The 16,563-nt window shown below is 58.2% G+C and carries 18 protein-coding genes; 8 read left to right on the forward strand and 10 right to left on the reverse strand.

What is annotated here, in order from left to right:
- The first annotated feature begins 80 nt into the window (after nt 1-80).
- Genes ACR0DX_RS03705 through glmM form a run of 3 tightly spaced genes read left to right on the forward strand, consistent with a single transcriptional unit; the run spans nt 81 to nt 3,375 of the window.
- The gene (locus ACR0DX_RS03705; protein ID WP_170352804.1) at nt 81-1,001 is read left to right on the forward strand and encodes a dihydroneopterin aldolase; all 921 of its coding nucleotides are present in this window, start codon (nt 81-83) and stop codon (nt 999-1,001) included.
- A complete protein-coding gene (folP, locus tag ACR0DX_RS03710; RefSeq protein ID WP_480845207.1) occupies nt 998-1,996 on the forward strand; it encodes a dihydropteroate synthase in 999 nt (332 codons plus the stop codon). The genes ACR0DX_RS03705 and folP overlap by 4 nt, the downstream gene beginning before the upstream one ends.
- 35 nt (nt 1,997-2,031) lie before the next feature.
- The gene (glmM, locus tag ACR0DX_RS03715) at nt 2,032-3,375 is read left to right on the forward strand and encodes a phosphoglucosamine mutase (RefSeq protein WP_170352806.1); all 1,344 of its coding nucleotides are present in this window, start codon (nt 2,032-2,034) and stop codon (nt 3,373-3,375) included.
- Here glmM and ACR0DX_RS03720 read toward each other — a convergent pair.
- Nucleotides 3,372-4,274, reverse strand: a complete 903-nt coding sequence (locus ACR0DX_RS03720) for a DMT family transporter (RefSeq protein WP_480496267.1) — start codon at nt 4,272-4,274, stop codon at nt 3,372-3,374. The genes glmM and ACR0DX_RS03720 overlap by 4 nt on opposite strands.
- A gap of 66 nt (nt 4,275-4,340) precedes the next feature.
- A complete protein-coding gene (ilvC, locus tag ACR0DX_RS03725; RefSeq protein ID WP_170352808.1) occupies nt 4,341-5,363 on the reverse strand; it encodes a ketol-acid reductoisomerase in 1,023 nt (340 codons plus the stop codon).
- A gap of 133 nt (nt 5,364-5,496) precedes the next feature.
- Here ilvC and ACR0DX_RS03730 point away from each other — a divergent pair, with 133 nt between their 5' ends.
- Both ACR0DX_RS03730 and ACR0DX_RS03735 read left to right on the forward strand, forming a co-directional pair.
- Nucleotides 5,497-5,952 carry an Lrp/AsnC family transcriptional regulator gene (locus ACR0DX_RS03730; RefSeq protein ID WP_170352809.1) on the forward strand — a complete coding sequence of 152 codons (456 nt, stop codon included), beginning with the start codon at nt 5,497-5,499 and terminating at the stop codon, nt 5,950-5,952.
- Nucleotides 5,949-6,407, forward strand: a complete 459-nt coding sequence (locus tag ACR0DX_RS03735) for an Lrp/AsnC family transcriptional regulator (protein WP_170352810.1) — start codon at nt 5,949-5,951, stop codon at nt 6,405-6,407. The genes ACR0DX_RS03730 and ACR0DX_RS03735 overlap by 4 nt, the downstream gene beginning before the upstream one ends.
- Here ACR0DX_RS03735 and ACR0DX_RS03740 read toward each other — a convergent pair whose 3' ends face one another.
- Nucleotides 6,408-7,109, reverse strand: coding sequence for a GntR family transcriptional regulator (locus ACR0DX_RS03740; RefSeq protein ID WP_170352811.1), 702 nt, complete (start codon nt 7,107-7,109; stop codon nt 6,408-6,410).
- A gap of 230 nt (nt 7,110-7,339) precedes the next feature.
- Between ACR0DX_RS03740 and ACR0DX_RS03745 the strand changes: the two genes are divergently transcribed.
- On the forward strand, nt 7,340-8,467 hold the full coding sequence (locus ACR0DX_RS03745) for an aminotransferase class V-fold PLP-dependent enzyme (RefSeq protein ID WP_170724190.1): 1,128 nt from the start codon (nt 7,340-7,342) through the stop codon (nt 8,465-8,467).
- A gap of 7 nt (nt 8,468-8,474) precedes the next feature.
- Here ACR0DX_RS03745 and ACR0DX_RS03750 read toward each other — a convergent pair whose 3' ends face one another.
- The 3 genes from ACR0DX_RS03750 to ACR0DX_RS03760 all read right to left on the reverse strand — a co-directional run bounded on the left by ACR0DX_RS03750 (nt 8,475) and on the right by ACR0DX_RS03760 (nt 10,725).
- Nucleotides 8,475-9,671 (reverse strand): UbiH/UbiF family hydroxylase, encoded by a 1,197-nt coding sequence (locus ACR0DX_RS03750; protein ID WP_170352813.1) that lies wholly within the window; start codon nt 9,669-9,671, stop codon nt 8,475-8,477.
- A gap of 73 nt (nt 9,672-9,744) precedes the next feature.
- Nucleotides 9,745-9,993, reverse strand: coding sequence for a hypothetical protein (locus ACR0DX_RS03755; RefSeq protein ID WP_170352814.1), 249 nt, complete (start codon nt 9,991-9,993; stop codon nt 9,745-9,747).
- Nucleotides 9,994-10,080: 87 nt separating this feature from the next.
- A complete protein-coding gene (locus ACR0DX_RS03760) occupies nt 10,081-10,725 on the reverse strand; it encodes a pyrimidine 5'-nucleotidase (RefSeq protein WP_170352815.1) in 645 nt (214 codons plus the stop codon).
- 101 nt (nt 10,726-10,826) lie between these two features.
- Between ACR0DX_RS03760 and ACR0DX_RS03765 the strand changes: the two genes are divergently transcribed.
- Nucleotides 10,827-11,474, forward strand: a complete 648-nt coding sequence (locus tag ACR0DX_RS03765) for a GntR family transcriptional regulator (protein ID WP_170352816.1) — start codon at nt 10,827-10,829, stop codon at nt 11,472-11,474.
- A gap of 3 nt (nt 11,475-11,477) precedes the next feature.
- On the opposite strand, the gene ACR0DX_RS03770 is transcribed toward ACR0DX_RS03765, so the two are convergent.
- Together ACR0DX_RS03770 and carA are read right to left on the reverse strand one after the other, a co-directional pair.
- Nucleotides 11,478-13,352, reverse strand: a complete 1,875-nt coding sequence (locus tag ACR0DX_RS03770) for a glycosyltransferase (RefSeq protein WP_170352817.1) — start codon at nt 13,350-13,352, stop codon at nt 11,478-11,480.
- A gap of 80 nt (nt 13,353-13,432) precedes the next feature.
- Nucleotides 13,433-14,599, reverse strand: coding sequence for a glutamine-hydrolyzing carbamoyl-phosphate synthase small subunit (gene carA / locus ACR0DX_RS03775; protein ID WP_480845213.1), 1,167 nt, complete (start codon nt 14,597-14,599; stop codon nt 13,433-13,435).
- A 183-nt stretch (nt 14,600-14,782) separates the two neighbouring features.
- Between carA and ACR0DX_RS03780 the strand changes: the two genes are divergently transcribed.
- A complete protein-coding gene (locus ACR0DX_RS03780) occupies nt 14,783-15,268 on the forward strand; it encodes a GatB/YqeY domain-containing protein (RefSeq protein ID WP_170352819.1) in 486 nt (161 codons plus the stop codon).
- Nucleotides 15,269-15,292: 24 nt separating this feature from the next.
- On the opposite strand, the gene ACR0DX_RS03785 is transcribed toward ACR0DX_RS03780, so the two are convergent.
- Together ACR0DX_RS03785 and ACR0DX_RS03790 are read right to left on the reverse strand one after the other, a co-directional pair.
- Nucleotides 15,293-15,784: a DUF2244 domain-containing protein gene (locus ACR0DX_RS03785; RefSeq protein WP_170352820.1), complete on the reverse strand. Its 492-nt coding sequence runs from the start codon at nt 15,782-15,784 to the stop codon at nt 15,293-15,295.
- Between the two features lie 44 nt (nt 15,785-15,828).
- On the reverse strand, nt 15,829-16,428 hold the full coding sequence (locus tag ACR0DX_RS03790; protein WP_170352821.1) for a 2-hydroxychromene-2-carboxylate isomerase: 600 nt from the start codon (nt 16,426-16,428) through the stop codon (nt 15,829-15,831).
- Between the last annotated feature and the right edge of the window lie 135 nt (nt 16,429-16,563).

Genomic DNA, 16,563 nt, shown 5'->3' on the forward strand with positions numbered 1-16,563 from the left:
AGGCGTTTGTTGCGGTGCTATACGCGCCCGCAACGTCTAATTTGGGCAGATCAGTCCCAAAGCCCGAAAAGGTCCGACCTATGAGTTCTGAAATCCGCCTTGCCTTCGCGCATCCTTCGGAGCGTTCCGAGGCTACCGCGACCCGAGGTCCCTTGGATCGCATTTCGTTGCGGGATCATATTGTCGAGGTCGAGATCGGTGCCTTTCAGGCTGAACGCGGCACAACGCAGCGGGTTTGTTTTAACATTGTGGTTGAGGTGCGGCCACTGACAGACCCGATTGACGATGATGTTGACCGCATCTTGTCTTACGATCGTGTGACCGAGGCGATCGCCTTTGAACTGGCTGCTGAAAGGTTGAACCTTCTGGAAACACTGGCCGACCGGGTGGCAGAACGTATTTTGCTAGAGCCACAGGCTGTAAGGGCTTTTGTTCGCATCGAAAAACTGGATCGGGGTCCCGGTGCTTTGGGGGTCGAAATTGTGCGCGGCAAGGACGCAGTGCACCATGATGTGGTCGAAGAAGAACGCCCGCATCCCCGTCTGGTCTTTCTATCGAATGAGGCGATTGCGTCGAGCAACCTGACTGGATGGATCGATCAGTTGGAAAATCGTCAGCGCCCGCTGATCCTGTGTGTGGGCGCAGCTGACATGGCTGTTCCGCAAACGGGACATGCGATGACACAACGCCGGATCGACTTATTGGCGATCGAGCAAAACGCCTGGGTTCTGGCCGCACGGGATCACCGCTGCGTCGTCGTCTCGACGCGGACGGAATTGGATTGGGCAATGAAAAACGGGCAGATTTGCGTCTGGGCGCCGTCCAAGATTGTTCTGGATGCGGTTGATGGCCCTTCGGCTGCGCCATCGGACGCCGTGGCGCTGGCGGCTTGGTTTGCAGCGACGTTCGAAGCCAGCGAGATGATGGTCATCGGTGGTGCGTTGCCGGGCGATCCTGAAACACCACTGCGAGCAATCTCTGTGGAGCAGGCGCAACTGTGACAACCTATTACCGTCCGCTGGTCCAGAACGGCGCGCGGCGGCCCGATGGCGCCGTGTCTTTGGCGGGGCAGGCGCTTTGGTTTACCCATGCGGAACGGCTGAGTCGCTCAGAATGCTCTTCCATTGTCGCGGCACAGGACATGCCCGACGATATCCTGGAATCTCTGTCCCATCCTCGCGCGCCGATAGCGGGGTTGGACATGAATCGGGCTCAGATCATGGGTATCCTCAACGCGACACCGGATAGTTTCTCGGACGGTGGGATGCATAACTCAGTCCAGTCTGCATGCCGTGCGGCCGAACAGATGGTCGCGCAGGATGCGACGATCCTGGATATTGGTGGCGAATCCACCCGGCCCGGGGCTGCTTTCATCCCGGAAGATGAAGAGATCGCCCGGACGGAGCCTCTGATCCAAGCGATCCGAGAACAAACGCAGGCGCTGATTTCGATAGACACGCGCAAAGCAAGCGTTGCCAAAGCGGCGTGGCGGGCAGGGGCGGGGCTGATCAACGATGTCTCGGGCTTTACCTTCGATCCAGATCTGGCCCCGTTTTGTGCGCAAATTGGCGCGCCGGTCTGTGTCATGCATATGCAGGGCGATCCCGCCACGATGCAGGATGAACCACGCTATGATGACGTGCTGCTCGACGTGTATGATTTTTTGGACCAGCAGGTACAGAACCTAGAAGTCCTCGGGCTGCGTCGAGACCACATCATCGTCGATCCCGGCATTGGTTTTGGTAAGACTGAGGCCCATAACCTGACGCTGCTGCGCAATCTCAGCCTGTTTCACGGGCTGGGCTGTCCGATACTGCTGGGCGTATCGCGCAAGGGGTTCATCGGGCAGATCGGCAAAGAGACGCGCAAGGACGCCCGTGCTCCGGGTTCGATTGCAGTCGGGTTGGCCGGTCTGGCACAAGGGGTGCAGATCCTGCGGGTTCACGACGTGGCTGAGACCGCTCAGGCCTTGCGTCTGTGGGCTGCCGTCCGGTAATCCGGTCGCAGGCAAGAAACGACGGAGACATATCAATGCGCAAGCTGTTCGGAACCGATGGGGTGCGGGGCACTGCCAATACTCATCCGATCACGGCCGAAATGGCCCTGCGCATTGGCGCAGCCGTAGGTCGGTATTTCCGTCGTGACCAGTCTGGCGCACATCGCGTCGTGATCGGCAAGGACACGCGTCTGTCAGGCTATATGCTGGAAAACGCGCTAACGGCGGGGCTGACTTCGACTGGTATGAACGTTTTGCTGCTGGGGCCGGTTCCGACCCCTGCGGTCGGGTTGATGACCCGGTCGATGCGGGCGGATCTGGGCGTGATGATCTCGGCCAGCCACAACCCGGCCGAAGACAACGGGATCAAGTTTTTTGGCCCCGATGGGTTCAAGCTATCGGATCAGGCCGAGATTGAGATCGAGCGTCTGATCGAAGAAGGTGTCAAACCCGCGCAAGCCCAGAACATTGGTCGTGCGCGCCGCGTTGATGATGCCCGCTTTCGATATGGCGAGCGGGTAAAGTCCTCTCTGTCCCGCGATCTGCGGTTGGACGGCCTCAAAGTGGTGGTCGATTGCGCCAATGGTGCGGCACACCGAACAGCCCCGGAAGTGTTGTGGGAATTGGGGGCGGACGTCATCCCTGTCGGGATTGCGCCAAACGGAAAGAACATCAACCTGAATTGCGGCTCGACCAATCCCCAGTTGGCGGCCGAGACTGTGGTGGCCCATGGCGCGGATGTTGGCATTTGTCTGGACGGCGATGCGGACCGTGTGGTGATGGTCGACGAACATGGCAAGGTGGCCGACGGCGACCAGTTGATGGCGCTGCTTGCTGGCAGTTGGTCAAAGGCGGGACGCTTGCAGGGCGGAGCGCTGGTTGCGACGGTTATGTCCAATCTGGGGCTGGAGCGGCACTTGACCGCGTTGGGTCTGCGCCTTGAACGAACGGCGGTTGGCGACCGCTATGTTGTTGAGAGGATGCGTGAAGGCGGCTTCAACTTGGGCGGAGAACAATCGGGCCACATCGTCATGAGCGACTATGCCACCACGGGCGACGGGCTGATGGCCGGGCTGCATTTCTTGGCCGAGATGGTGCATTCCAGCCGTAAAGCTTCGGAATTGGCCGTACAGTTCGAGACGGTTCCGCAGCTGCTGAAGAATGTGCGCTATGGTGAAGGTCAAACTCCGCTGGAAGTCGCCAGCGTGCAGGCTGCCATTGCTGATGCCGAGGCGCGGCTCAACGGACAGGGCCGTTTGCTGATCCGTAAATCGGGGACGGAACCCTTGATCCGTGTGATGGCCGAGTGCGAGGATGACGCGCTTCTGGCGCAGGTCGTCGACGGCATCGTGGCCGAGGTCGAGGCTGTGGCTGGTTAACGCCCGATCAGCATCCGGCGCAGGCTGAACCATTGGCTGATGGCCAACCCGGTGAGGATCATGGCCAGCGCTATGAAGAATCTCAGTGGCAACGCCTCGGACAGAATCCACGCACCAAAGACCATCGACCAGATGGGCACCTGATAGTTGACCAGCGTCAGGAACACTGACCCCGCGCTGCGGATGATGGACACGCGTAAAAGGGTGGCGAAGGCGGTGGGTAGCAGACCAAGCGCGATGATTGCCAGGCCAGGGCGCGTGCCCTGCCATTGTGGGACGCCCTCGGTCAGTAGCATGACGGGCAACAATAAAACCGCCCCGACCATCAGCGACAACGCCGCCAACGCGACCGGATCAATCGGTGGACAACGTCGGGTGAAGATCGACGCGCAGGAATAGCAGAGTGCTGCCCCGATACAGGCCAGTTGCGCCAGTGGTTCAGCCCCTTGTCCGATCTGCGCCAGACCGGGGCCGATCAGCACCAAAGCCCCGGAAAAACCCAGCGATACGCCTAGAAATCTGCGCAGATTCAACGGCTCGTCCGAGAAGAAATGCGCTAGTGGCAGTACCATTAGCGGAATCGCTGCCATCGACAGCCCTGCAAAGGCCGAAGGTACATATTGCTGCCCCCAACTCAGCAGCAGAAAGGGCAACGCGGTCGATAACAGGCCGATGATCGCAATAAAAAACCACAGCTTGGTATCGCCCGCAGGCAATTTGCGACCAGTCACAGCCATCATTGCCAACAAAGTGACTGCCCCCAAAGTGGTCCGTGCGGTTGCAACCGTGACGGGGCCGTACCCTTCCAACGCCATAGCCACGACCATGAAGGTGCCACCCCATATCAGGCCAAGTGCGATGACGCCGCTCCAGTCGCGGGATGTGGGTTGATCGACCATGCGCGGCCTCCGATTGGGACAAAAAAGGCGACCCGAAGGCCGCCTTTTCGCGTGATCCCGTGGGGATCAGTTCTTTTCTTTGTCGACCATTTTGCCGGCCGAGATCCAGGGCATCATGGCGCGAAGTTTTGCACCGGTTTCCTCGATCATGTGCTCGTCATTGGCGCGGCGCGACGCTTTGATGGTCGGCTGGCCAACGGCGTTTTCCAGCATGAAGTCGCGAACGAATTTACCCTGTTGGATGTCGTTCAGAACTTCTTTCATACGCGCTTTGGTCTCGTCGTATTTCAGGATACGCGGGCCGGTGACGTACTGGCCGTACTCAGCCGTGTTCGAGATCGAGTAATCCATGTTCGCGATGCCGCCTTCATAGATCAGGTCCACGATCAGCTTCACTTCGTGCAGACACTCGAAATAGGCCATCTCAGGCGCGTAACCGGCTTCGACCAGAGTTTCAAAGCCGCAGCGGATTAGTTCGACCAGACCACCGCACAGAACGGCCTGCTCACCGAACAGGTCGGTTTCGCATTCTTCGCGGAAGTTGGTCTCGATGATGCCCGAACGACCGCCGCCGATGGCCGAGCAATAGGACAGACCGATTTCCAGCGCCTTGCCGGTTTCGTCTTTGTCGACAGCTACCAGACAGGGCACGCCGCCGCCTTTGACGTATTCGCCGCGCACGGTGTGGCCGGGGCCTTTGGGGGCCATCATGATGACGTCGACGCCTTCTTTCGGCTCAATCAGGCCAAAGTGGACGTTCAGGCCGTGGGCGAACGCGATGGCCGCGCCGGGCTTGATGTTGTCATGCACGTATTTCTTGTAGGTTTCGGCCTGCAGTTCATCGGGCATGGTGAACATGATCAGGTCACACCAGGCGGCGGCTTCGGCGATACCCATAACGGTGAGACCTTCAGCTTCGGCTTTCTTGGCCGAGGCCGAGCCTTCGCGCAGCGCCACAACAAGGTTCTTCGCACCCGAGTCGCGCAGGTTCAGCGCGTGAGCGTGGCCCTGCGAGCCATAGCCCAGGATTGCCACTTTCTTGTCTTTGATCAGGTTGATGTCGCAATCGCGATCGTAATAGACGCGCATGTCGCCGGTCCTTTCTGTTTTCGATTGCGGATGGTTCTACTGGCTTGCGATGGGGAATGCGATGGCATTTTTCTTGAAATTCGCGCACTCAGATGAGAATTTATTCGCAGTCAGTCAGATAATGGAAAAAATCATGCTCGACGATATTGACCGGCGTCTTCTGCGTCACTTGCAGGCGGACCCCAGTCTGGCGACTTCGGAATTGGCGGAGCGAAGCCGGATCAGCGCCAGCCTCTGCTGGCGACGTCTGGAAAAAATGCACGAGGCCGGGATAATTCAAGGGCAAGAGGCCGTGATCGACTGGGCCGCGCTTGGATATGCAGTTGAAGTGTCTTTGCGGGTTACTCTGGACAAGACGCAATCCCGCGCCTTTGATGAATTCACTGCGGCAGCGCGAGGTGTGGCAGAGGTCATCGAGATACAGACCTTTCTGGGGCGCGTCGATGTACGGCTCTCGGTTCTGGCACGGGACATGTCGCATTACCAGCAGGTCTATCGGGAACAGATTCTGACGCTGCCGCACATCGCGGATATCGAAGCGCTGATGCATATAGCGCGCGTCAAAAGTGATCTGGTGTTGCCGGTATGATTGAACTGGACGAACTTGACCGCAAAATCCTACGGGCACTGGTGCAGGATGCCGGTCAGAGCGCCGGAGCCCTGGGGCGAAAGCTGGGTCTTTCTCAACCAGCGACGTGGCGCCGCATTAGACGACTGGAGCAGGCCGGTGTGATCAAGGGGCGTCGGCTACGCCTGAACGCCGAAGCCCTTGGGTTCGGGGTTACGGTTTTTCTTGGGGTAAAGCTGGCTCGGAAAGGGCAAATCAGCTTGGAAGATTTCGAACGTGCCGTCAGCGCCATCCCCGAAGTGCAAACGGTCGAGCACGTGCTGGGGCTTTACGACTATCGCCTTCGAGTTGTCGCGCGCGATCTTGCCGATTTCGAACGCGTGCTGCGTCGCCGGATCATGACACTGCCGGGCGCCGGGGATGTCGAGGCCAACGTTCTGCTCAGCGAAGAAAGGTTGCCGGGTCCAATTGGCTGATCAGTATTTGGTACGGATGCAATAGCCGGGATGATGCGTCATGCGCGCAAAAGTCATCGGTTGGCCATCTCGCCATGTCGTACGCTCAAGCTGTATCATTGACGCCCCGGTCGTGGTCCCCATGAATTCGGCAAGGCGACCATCCGCCGAGACGGCGCAAAAGGCGACCTCGGCCTCGGTAAACGGGGCGGCCTTCAACAGCCATTCATGCGGGCCATGCTCATTCAGGTCTGCAAACTCGACCTCTGGTACCGCGGCGATATTGATCCAGCGTTCCTCTAGCTGAAAGGGACGGTTGTCGGCGTAGTGCATACAGATCACGTGCAGAACGCGTGCATCGTGAGCCACGCTCATTTGCGATGCCAGCCAACCCGGGCTATCGACCACGTTTCGTTCTACCAGCGAATACCTGTAAGTGGAGTTTTGTCTTTCGACCGTTTGGCGGGCCAGTGAAAACTCCAGTTTGGCATGTTTGCTGGGTTCTTTCTTAACCCGCGTTCCGCTTTTGCGCTTGCGTTCCACAAAGCCTTGATCGGCCAGTTCTCGCAACGCGCGGTTGACGGTCGCGCGCGCGCAGTTGAATTCCTCGGCAAGCTGCGTTTCGGTGGGCAGCAACGCTCCCTGCGGCCAGATGCGGGTTTCTATCCTCCGCTTCACCTCGTCCCGAACAACTTGAAAACTGATCCGCTTAGGCGCCGTCACGTTAGGAAATACCTTTCTTCCGTAAAGTGAATGTATCTGGTCAGAAACACGTATGAGTGTAAAGAGCTGGTGACACTAATTGGCGTCATTTATTGACCTATTGCCACCCGAAAAAGTAAATTTTTTGTTGAAGTTACTGGGTTCCCTTGGGTCAATTTTGAAGGTTACATTGCCGCTGATCCGAACTGGCCCAACTGATTGGTCAGCTGGTTTATTTGAAAGGAACACTCATGGCAGCGCTTTTGGACACAGTTGACCCAGATGGGTTTGAAGAGTTTTCAGTGGTATTCACCGATCGTTCGCTGAACCATATGTCGGCTAAGTTTCAACGGGTCATGCTGGATATTTCTGACATGCTGAGGAACGTCTACAATGCAGATGGTGTGGCTGTCATACCCGGCGGCGGCACCTATGGGATGGAGGCTGTCGCGCGGCAGTTTGCCCGCAACGCCAATGTGGTTGTCGTACGTAACGGCTGGTTCTCGTATCGCTGGAGCCAGATCATCGAGGCCGGAGGGTTGACGGCCTCGGCCACCGTGCTCAAGGCGCGGCAAACCGGGAATTCCAGCCCATCCCCTTTCGCACCTGCACCGATAGACGAGGTTGTGGCGACCATTCGTGATCAACGCCCGGATGTGGTTTTTGCCCCGCATGTGGAAACCTCGGCGGGGGTTATTCTGCCGGACGATTATGTGACGGCCATGGCTGAGGCGGCGCATGAGGTCGGTGCTTTGATGGTGCTTGATTGCATCGCTTCTGGGTGTGCTTGGGTCGATATGAAAGCGACGGGCGTGGATGTATTGATCTCGGCTCCGCAAAAAGGATGGAGCGCGTCGCCCTGTGCCGGTCTGGTTATGCTGTCAGAGCGCGCCGAGGCGCGACTGGAGGAAACAAGTTCTGACAGTTTTGCCGTGGACCTCAAGAAATGGCGGCAGATCATGCAAGCGTACGAGGCGGGCGGGCACGCCTATCACGCCACCATGCCCACCGATGCGCTGAAGGAATTCCGCGACACGATGGTCGAGACCCGCGACTATGGGTTTGAAAAACTGCGCGAGGCTCAATGGGCACTAGGAAATGGTGTTCGGGCGATGCTGAAGGACAAGGGCATTGTCTCGGTCGCGGCTGATGGGTTCGGAGCGCCGGGCGTTGTTGTCAGCTACACTGACGATGCCGAAGTGCAGAACGGCAAGAAATTTGCGGCTTTGGGGATGCAGATTGCGGCGGGCGTGCCCCTACAGTGTGATGAGCCCGAGGGGTTCAGTACTTTCCGTCTGGGCTTGTTCGGGCTGGACAAGCTCTATGATGTGGATGGCACAATCGCGCGTTTGAAGCGGGTGCTGGATCAGGTGATCTAAGTGCTGATCAGCGCACACCCAGGCCCATCTGCATAAGCGTCTTGCGCACCGGCGGCAGGGAATAAAGCGCATTCAGTCCCATGGCCCGCGCATCACGCAGCGGCCGTGCCTCGATCATCGAAGCGCGGTTAAGTAGATCGATGCCTTTAACACGCATCTCTATCTCGGCGTGGCGGGACTTGTGATAGGCGTCCAGCATCTGCGCGTCGCCCAGCCCCTCGGGGCGGGCTGTCGCGAGATCCAGCAGGCTGCGCAGATCACCCAGTGACATGTTCAATCCTTGCGCGCCGATGGGCGGCACCACATGGGCGGCCTCGGCCATCAGGGCGATGCGTTCGCCGGACAGACGCTCGGCCGATTGGCTTATGATCGGCCAGATCGTCCGGCGCGAAGCCAGTTTCAGCGGCCCGAACAATCCACACGAGCGTTCGGTCATCAGCGCCTCGAACGCGTCGGGTTCAGTGTGCAGCAATTCAACTGCGCGCGGCCCACGCTCCATCCACACAATCGCTGAGGAAGGCTGATCCTGCCAGTCGGGCAGTGGGACTAGCGTGAACGGCCCGCCCGAGCGGTGGATCTCGGTCGAGACATTTTCGTGCGGGACTGGATGCGTGACGGCAAAGGCCAGCGCCTTTTGGCCATAGCGGGTGGTTTGGACACCGATCCCCGCCGCCTCGCGCATGGGGGAGCTGCGCCCGTCCGCGGCCACGACCAGCTTGCAGCGGACACGGCTGCCGTCGCTGAGGCCCACGCGCGCCTCATTGGTGCGAGTGAACAGGCTGACCGTGCCGGTGCCGGGGCGGAAATCCACGTTGGGCAGATCGGACAGACGCGCCACCATCTCGCGCCGCAGCAACCAGTTGGGCAGGTTCCAGCCAAACGGCTGGTCCGAAATATCAGCGGCGTTGAAATCACGCACGACGCGGGGTTCGGGCACATCGCCGCCCGCGTCCACGATGCGCATGATCTGCAGCGGGGCTGCATGGTCGTCCAGCCGCGCCCAAAGCCCACATTGATCCAAAAGCCCGTGCGCCGGTTGCAGAAAGGCCGTGGTCCGCATGTCGGACCCGTCCACGTCGCGTTCCATCACCGGAGGGGTGGGGTCGACGCAGATGACGTCGAACCCGGCTGTTCCGAATGCCGCCGCGGCGGTCAACCCGGCGATTCCGCCGCCGGAAATCAAGATGTCACAGCTATCTGTCATGGGCTTGGCCTCCGTTTGGGCAGAACCTAGTGCGGTTCCACGCGGGGTGCCAAGTGACATCCTGTCCCGTATGTCACCCGCGTGAAATCAGGATGAGGATCAGGAACATCACCGGAACCATCATCACGGCAGGGATGTAGAGACCCGGCAGGCCGAATAGCAAGATGGAACACCCCCACATGCTGAAGATCGCCAGGGCTGTATAACCCCAATCGTCGCCGTCGCTCTGGGCGACGTCCTTGGCCATCCAGCCAAACAGTGGAATTGCAAACAACAGGCGCTGCCAGATCGGCAGGCGCCGAGGGGCCTCGATCGCGCTCATGGGTTTCTCCGATTCTGTTCGTCGCTGAGGCGCATATAGGGGCGATGCTGCACCCGCGAAATACACAGATGGTCGCAGTGTGACAGCCTATCGCAGGCGGGCCAGAAATGACGTCAGGTCGTCGGTGTGGTGGTGGATGTGATCGGCCCTGTGCGGCTCGGGCGCGACGTGGACAGTGCGCATTCCCATCGCGTGCGGCGCGGCCAGATTGCGTGGGTCATCTTCGAACATGGCGGCTTGCTTGGCGTCGATTCCGTCTTGGGCAAAAATCGCCTCGAACGCGACCTGTTCGGGTTTGGGGCGATAGCCCGCATGTTCGACTCCGTAGATCGCATCGAACAATCCGCTGAGGCCACGCGCGGCCAAAACGCGCTCGGCGTAAGGTGCGCTACCGTTGGTATAGACGATCCGGCGGCCGGGCAGGGACCGAATGTGATCAGCCAGCTCGGCGTCGGGGTCCATATGGCTTAGGTCAACTTGATGAACCGCGTGCAGATAAGGGTCGGGGTCCAGATCATGCTCGGCCATCAACCCGGCCAGCGTGGTGCCATATGCGCGCCAGTAGTGCGACCGCAGCCGATCCGCCTCAGCCCGGTCGACCCCGATGGCCTGCACCACGTAGTCGGTCATCAGCACCTCGATCTGATCGAACAGGCGCATGTGAGGCGGGTAAAGCGTATTGTCCAGATCGAACACCCATTGGGTGACGTGGGAAAAGGCAGGTTTGACCATGGGGTTGGGTTTAGGGCGTGGCGAGTTGGTTTTCAATGCCGCACTTGATCCGAAGGGCCGGAGGCGGATAGACATGTTCGAACCAGGAGATGAACCACCCGATGCCCCAATCCAGACAGCCGTCCAAAGACGCTTATAGCCTGATACTCGAAGCGATTGATGTGGGCGTTTACAAGCCTGGCGACCGGCTGGTCGAAAGCGAGCTTGCCGAACGGTTTGGCGTGTCGCGCACCCCCATCCGTGAGGCATTGCAGCGGCTAGAGACGCAATCGCTATTGGAACGGGACGGGCGTTCGCTGATCGTAGCTTCGCTGGACCATAACCAGATGGCTGAACTTTATGTGGTGCGACGCGAGTTGGAAGGGCTGGCCGCAAGCCTGGCCGCCAAGCATGCGACCGAAGAGGAAATCCGGGTGCTACAGGATATGGTCGCCGCCGATGATGCGCTGGTCGATGACCCCACCGCGCTGTCGCGCGCCAACCGTCGGTTTCATGAGCAAATCCATTTGGCCTCGCATAACCGCTATCTGGTGCAGCAGTTGGACCTGGTGCATCGCACTATGGCGTTGATGGCAACGACCTCGCTGGCTGTTCGCGGGCGTGGAGAGATTGCCCAAAGTGAACACAAGGCAATCGTCGAGGCTATCGCTGCACGCGACGAAGAGGCCGCCGCACGCGCGTTGAAGGAACATATCTCGGTCGCCTTCATGACTCGTCTGAAACAGGATGCCGTTCGGCGCGAAGCCTAAGCGTCAGGGCAGTTTCACGTCTTCTCCTGCCTGTCCGTGCTGTGTTTTGTCCCAGAAGAAAGGATTGTTGACCAACTCCCACAGGGCTTTGTAGGCCGCCAGAACGCCCAGCGGAAAATACAGGGGCATGGTTGGAACCCAGGGCAGTAGAAAACGTCTTTCCTTGGCTGCTACAGCCAGAATTCCGACGAGCAGATTGGTGATCTCGGCGGCGACGAAAAGACAAATAAGATCGAAAATGACATTGTTTGACAGGATCTGATCCAGCGGGCCGGGCTGACCCAGGGTTGTCAGCCAGAACAACCACAGGACCGGGGCCAGTAGAAACTGTCCGACTGTACCCAGAAAGAACGCCTGCACGCCCAGAAACCGTTTTAACCCCAGATCATTAAGCAGGCGCAACGGCGCGCGCATGTGCACAAGATAAGTGACCATGAACCCCTTGAGCCAACGCGACCTTTGCTTGACCCAGGGCCAGGCGCGGAAATTCGCTTCTTCAAACGTGGTGGTGTCGACCATCTCGGTCCGGTATCCAGCGCGGCTGAGCCTTACCCCAAGGTCGGCATCCTCGGTGACGTTATGCGCGTCCCACCCACCCAGTTCGACCAGCTTGTCGCGTCGAAAGAAAAAGGTTGTGCCCCCCAACGGAACGACCAGACCCATGCGGGCAATTCCTTGCAATATGACGCGGAACCAGCTGCTGTATTCGATCGTAAAACAGCGCGAGCGCCAGTTTGTTCTGGGATTGTAATAATCCAGGACGCCCTGAAGGCAGACTACGTCCTCGTCCATGCGCGCGAATGTGGAAACGACGCGTTCAAGTTGATCGGGCTGCGGTGCATCTTCGGCGTCCCAAACCCCCAAGATATCACCTCTGCAAAAATCCAGCGCGTAGTTCATGGCGCGAGGCTTTGTCGTCAGCCCGTTCAACGCGGGGACTTCAACTATCCGGATCCAACTGGGCAGGTCGACACTGGAAAGCGCAGTACGCGTGACCTCGTCGGATTCCTCTAGCACAAGAATGACGTCCAGCAGCGCTTTGGGATAGGTCAGACGATGCAACCGTCTGATCAGAGCGTTCGCGATTTCGCGCTCCTTGTACAGAGGGACTAGGATCGATACACAAGGCCGTTTGCCAACTGTCGTATGTTTGTCGTCAATGTCGTGGTCGTTTTGAGGTTTCGTTAGAAAGGCTATCAATCCCGCGACGCGAAGCACCATGAACAAGATTAGCGAGAGCGTCGCTAAGGTGACTAGAAGGGCTAATCCACTGGCGGGGAAGACTGTGAACAGGAACGCAATGGTGATCACGCCGACAACAGGCTTCATCCGCGCGTTTAACGTCCATGAACGGCAGCTTTGTTCAGCGGGGACACGAACCTCCGCGGCTTGTGCAAGGTGGCATGAATGTACACGAGCGATTTCCCGGTCGATGTGTTCGGCCGGCGCTAGGACAGGTATTACGGTGTAATCTGTGTTTTTGAACGCGGCGCGTACCGTATCAAAATGGTCGGGCCGAGATGTCGCTATCAAAAGGATCGGACCAACGTGTTTCCATGGGACGACATTGTTCTGTAGCCAGAAATCCACGGGTTTCAGGCGGCACGCGTCACTTTCCGCGGGAAAAAGATCCAAATCCGCGATTTGCAGCCCGGACTGTTCCGCCAGTGCATGTAGGACATCCTGCCTGTCCACCCAACCTTCGCCAACCAGTATTTCGCCCAGTGGAGCGTTCTGCCGGGTCTGAAGGTGCAACGCTTTTTCCAACTGATTGTGGGTAATCAACCCACGATCCAACAGGCAGGCGCCCAAGGGTTTCCTGACCTTTGGTGGTATCGGTCTTGCCCGCGCAAAATGCTGCCGGTTCAGTGCGACCATGAAAAAACCCTGACACGTTTGACCGCTGTCAGGGTTCATCTATTAAGGTTAACAACCGGTTAACCTTGTTCAATGCAATCTTATGCTTGCGCTTTTTTGTCAGCCATTGCCGTGGCGAAGCGCTCGAACAGGTAAAAGCTGTCTTGCGGTCCGGGCGAGGCCTCGGGGTGGTATTGTACCGAATAAACGGGCCGGTTGGTCATGCGGATACCGCAGTTGGAACCGTCGAACAGCGAACGATGCGTTTCAACCACGCCCTCAGGCAGTGTTTGCGCGTCGACAGCAAAGCCGTGGTTCATCGAGGTAATCTCGACCTTGCCGGTTTCCAAATCCTTGACGGGGTGGTTTGCGCCGTGGTGGCCGTGGTTCATTTTGACCGTTTCACCGCCCAGTGCGAGGGCCAGCATCTGGTGACCCAGGCAAATGCCGAAAACAGGCAGATCTGTGGTGTCCAGAACCTCTTTGATCATTGGTACAGCATATTCGCCCGTCGCCGCCGGGTCGCCTGGGCCGTTGGACAGGAACACACCGTCAGGATTGTGGGCCAGTACTTCGGCAGCAGTGGCTGTGGCAGGCAAAACGGTCACGTCACAACCGGCCGAGGCCAGACACCGCAGGATATTGCGCTTGGCGCCAAAATCCAGCGCCACGACCTTATGGGCAGGCGCTTCTTGCCGTGTGTAGCCATCGGGCCAAGCCCAACGCATTTCGTCCCAACGATAGCTTTGGGCGCAGGTGACATCTTTGGCCAGGTCCATGCCTTCCAGCCCGGCAAAGCCACGGGCGGCAGAGACTAGTGCTTCAATATCGAAATTACCGTTGGGATCATGCGCCAACGCAACATGAGGGGCGCCTTGCTGCCGGATTGCGCGGGTCAGGCGGCGGGTATCTACGCCACCGATTGCGATGCGTCCACGGCGCGCCAACCATGTCTTCAACTCTTCCGCCGAACGCCAGTTCGATGGTTCGGTCGGATCCCATTTTACCACCATGCCAGCGGCGACAGGATCGCCGGTTTCGTCATCCTCGGGGTTCACGCCAACATTGCCGATATGCGGGAAGGTGAAGGTTACGACCTGACCTGCGTAAGATGGGTCGGTCATGATCTCCTGATACCCGGTCATGGCGGTGTTAAAGCACAGTTCAGCCACGGTTTGACCTGTGGCACCGAAACCCATCCCGTAGAACAGTGTTCCGTCGGCCAAAGCCAGACATGCGGTGGGCTTGGACGGGGCGTTCTGGGCCATGGCGCGACTCTCCTGCAAGGTAAACCGGCGCATACCTAAGAGGGTTAAGCGCTTGGGTCAAGCCTGTTCAAATTTTGGGCTATATATAAAAATCAATAACTTAGCGATATTCACCCCCTGTTGTATCACGCTTTTTGTTTCGATATGGTCGGGGTTCCTTTTCCATGGGGATGGACAGATCATATGGATATGCGATCACGGGTGAACTCTGCCCTGAAGCAAGCAATGAAAGACAAGGAGGCCGAGCGTCTGTCGACGCTGCGGCTGATCAATGCTGCAATCAAGGACCGCGATATCGCATCGCGCGCCTCGGACAACGAAGAAGTCAAGGGCTGCGGTGATGCCGAGGTTCTTGAAATCCTTGGAAAAATGACCAAGCAGCGCAAGGAAAGCGCCCGTGCCTATGAAGAGGGTGGACGGCTGGACCTAGCTGAACGTGAACTGCGTGAGGTTGAAGTCATCGAAGAATTCCTGCCCAAGCAGTTGGATGATGATGAGGTCTCTCAGGCGATTCAGACGGCCATTACGACCACAGGTGCTGGCTCGATCCGGGACATGGGCAAGGTGATGGGCGAGCTCAAGACGCGTTACACCGGCCAGATGGATTTCGGAAAGGTCGGACCGATGGTCAAAGACCATCTTTGTGCGGCATCAAGCAACGGCTGCTGATCTTTTTCTGGCAAAGAGCAACAATTACTGCGCGACAGGTTCGCGCAGTTTTTGCGTCAGATCACCGTACAACGCTATGCGCTCTTCTTCTGAGAGAAACGCGCCGATTTCCACTTCTCTACCGTCGCCTGTCAGGGTTACGTAGTTCGGAACCGGGCCGCCGTGTTTGTGCATCTCTGGCCGAGCCCAATAACGGTTGCAAACCCATTCCTGCTGGCCGGTGCGGGGGTTATGGTGCACAAGACGCGCCTGAGTTCCCGTCAGAGTGAACACTTCGAACACACTGCGAGATCTGTAGTTCGCCTGAATAGCCAGCCAAAGCCCCAAAACCGTCACCAATAGGAACGGCAACAAGCCCCACAGCACCGCTGAGCCAAGCACAGCCATCAGCGGAAGCAGTCCGAATATAAAAAGCGAAAACACGACTCGGATCGCCCAGCGAGGCGGCAGAGAGTTATGCGGCCAAAGTCGCAGCTCTTGTTCGGTATTTGAGGTTTGATTCCACTGGTAAGGCATAGATCGAAAATAGCGCGGCAGCTTTTGGTGTCGACGGAAAATGCTCAGGTCACGTGCCCGACGCGGGCCCATGACAAAGCGTCGTCCAGGCGATCATCACCCCAGAAAACCTCACCGCGGACAACGAGGCTTGGGGCACCGAAAATGCCGAGCCGAAGGGCCTGATCCGTTTCAACCTCTAGCGCGGACACGATGTCCGGACTGCGCGCACGGGCCAGAACGATGCGAGGATCCTGCTGGCATCTGTGCAGGGCTTCGGTCATTGCGGCTTCGCTGCCAGCTTCGATTCCGTCCTCGAACCAGATACGGTAGATGTTCTGTGCAAAGGACTTACCCCAACCATCACGCATTCCCAGCAATGTAACCTGATTGGCCAGCGCCAGATCGGACACGGGATAGGGCGCGGGCAGGTTGGCATGCAAACGATACTTGGCTGCACGACGCTCGATATCGCGCCACATATAGGCGGATTTTGCAGGTTTCCCGGCGAAGGGGATGTTCTTCTGTTCGGACATAATGGCGCGTACATTGAATGGACGCCAATTGACTGTTGTGTTGTTTTCAACGCACCAGTCATCCATCCGCATGATGGTTAGAAAGCTATATGTACTGCCTATCGAAAACCAGAAATCAATCTTGGACATTGGATTCCTCCGGACCTGTTGGATAAGGAGTTGCCCCTAGAATAGCCTGTCGTGCAGGTTCTGGCGAATATTCTGAAAACAAGGGAATGCAAAATGAAAAGCCCCGCCAATTTGGCGGGGCTTTCTTTAGATCTT

Source organism: Ruegeria sp. D3, from assembly GCF_056534465.1.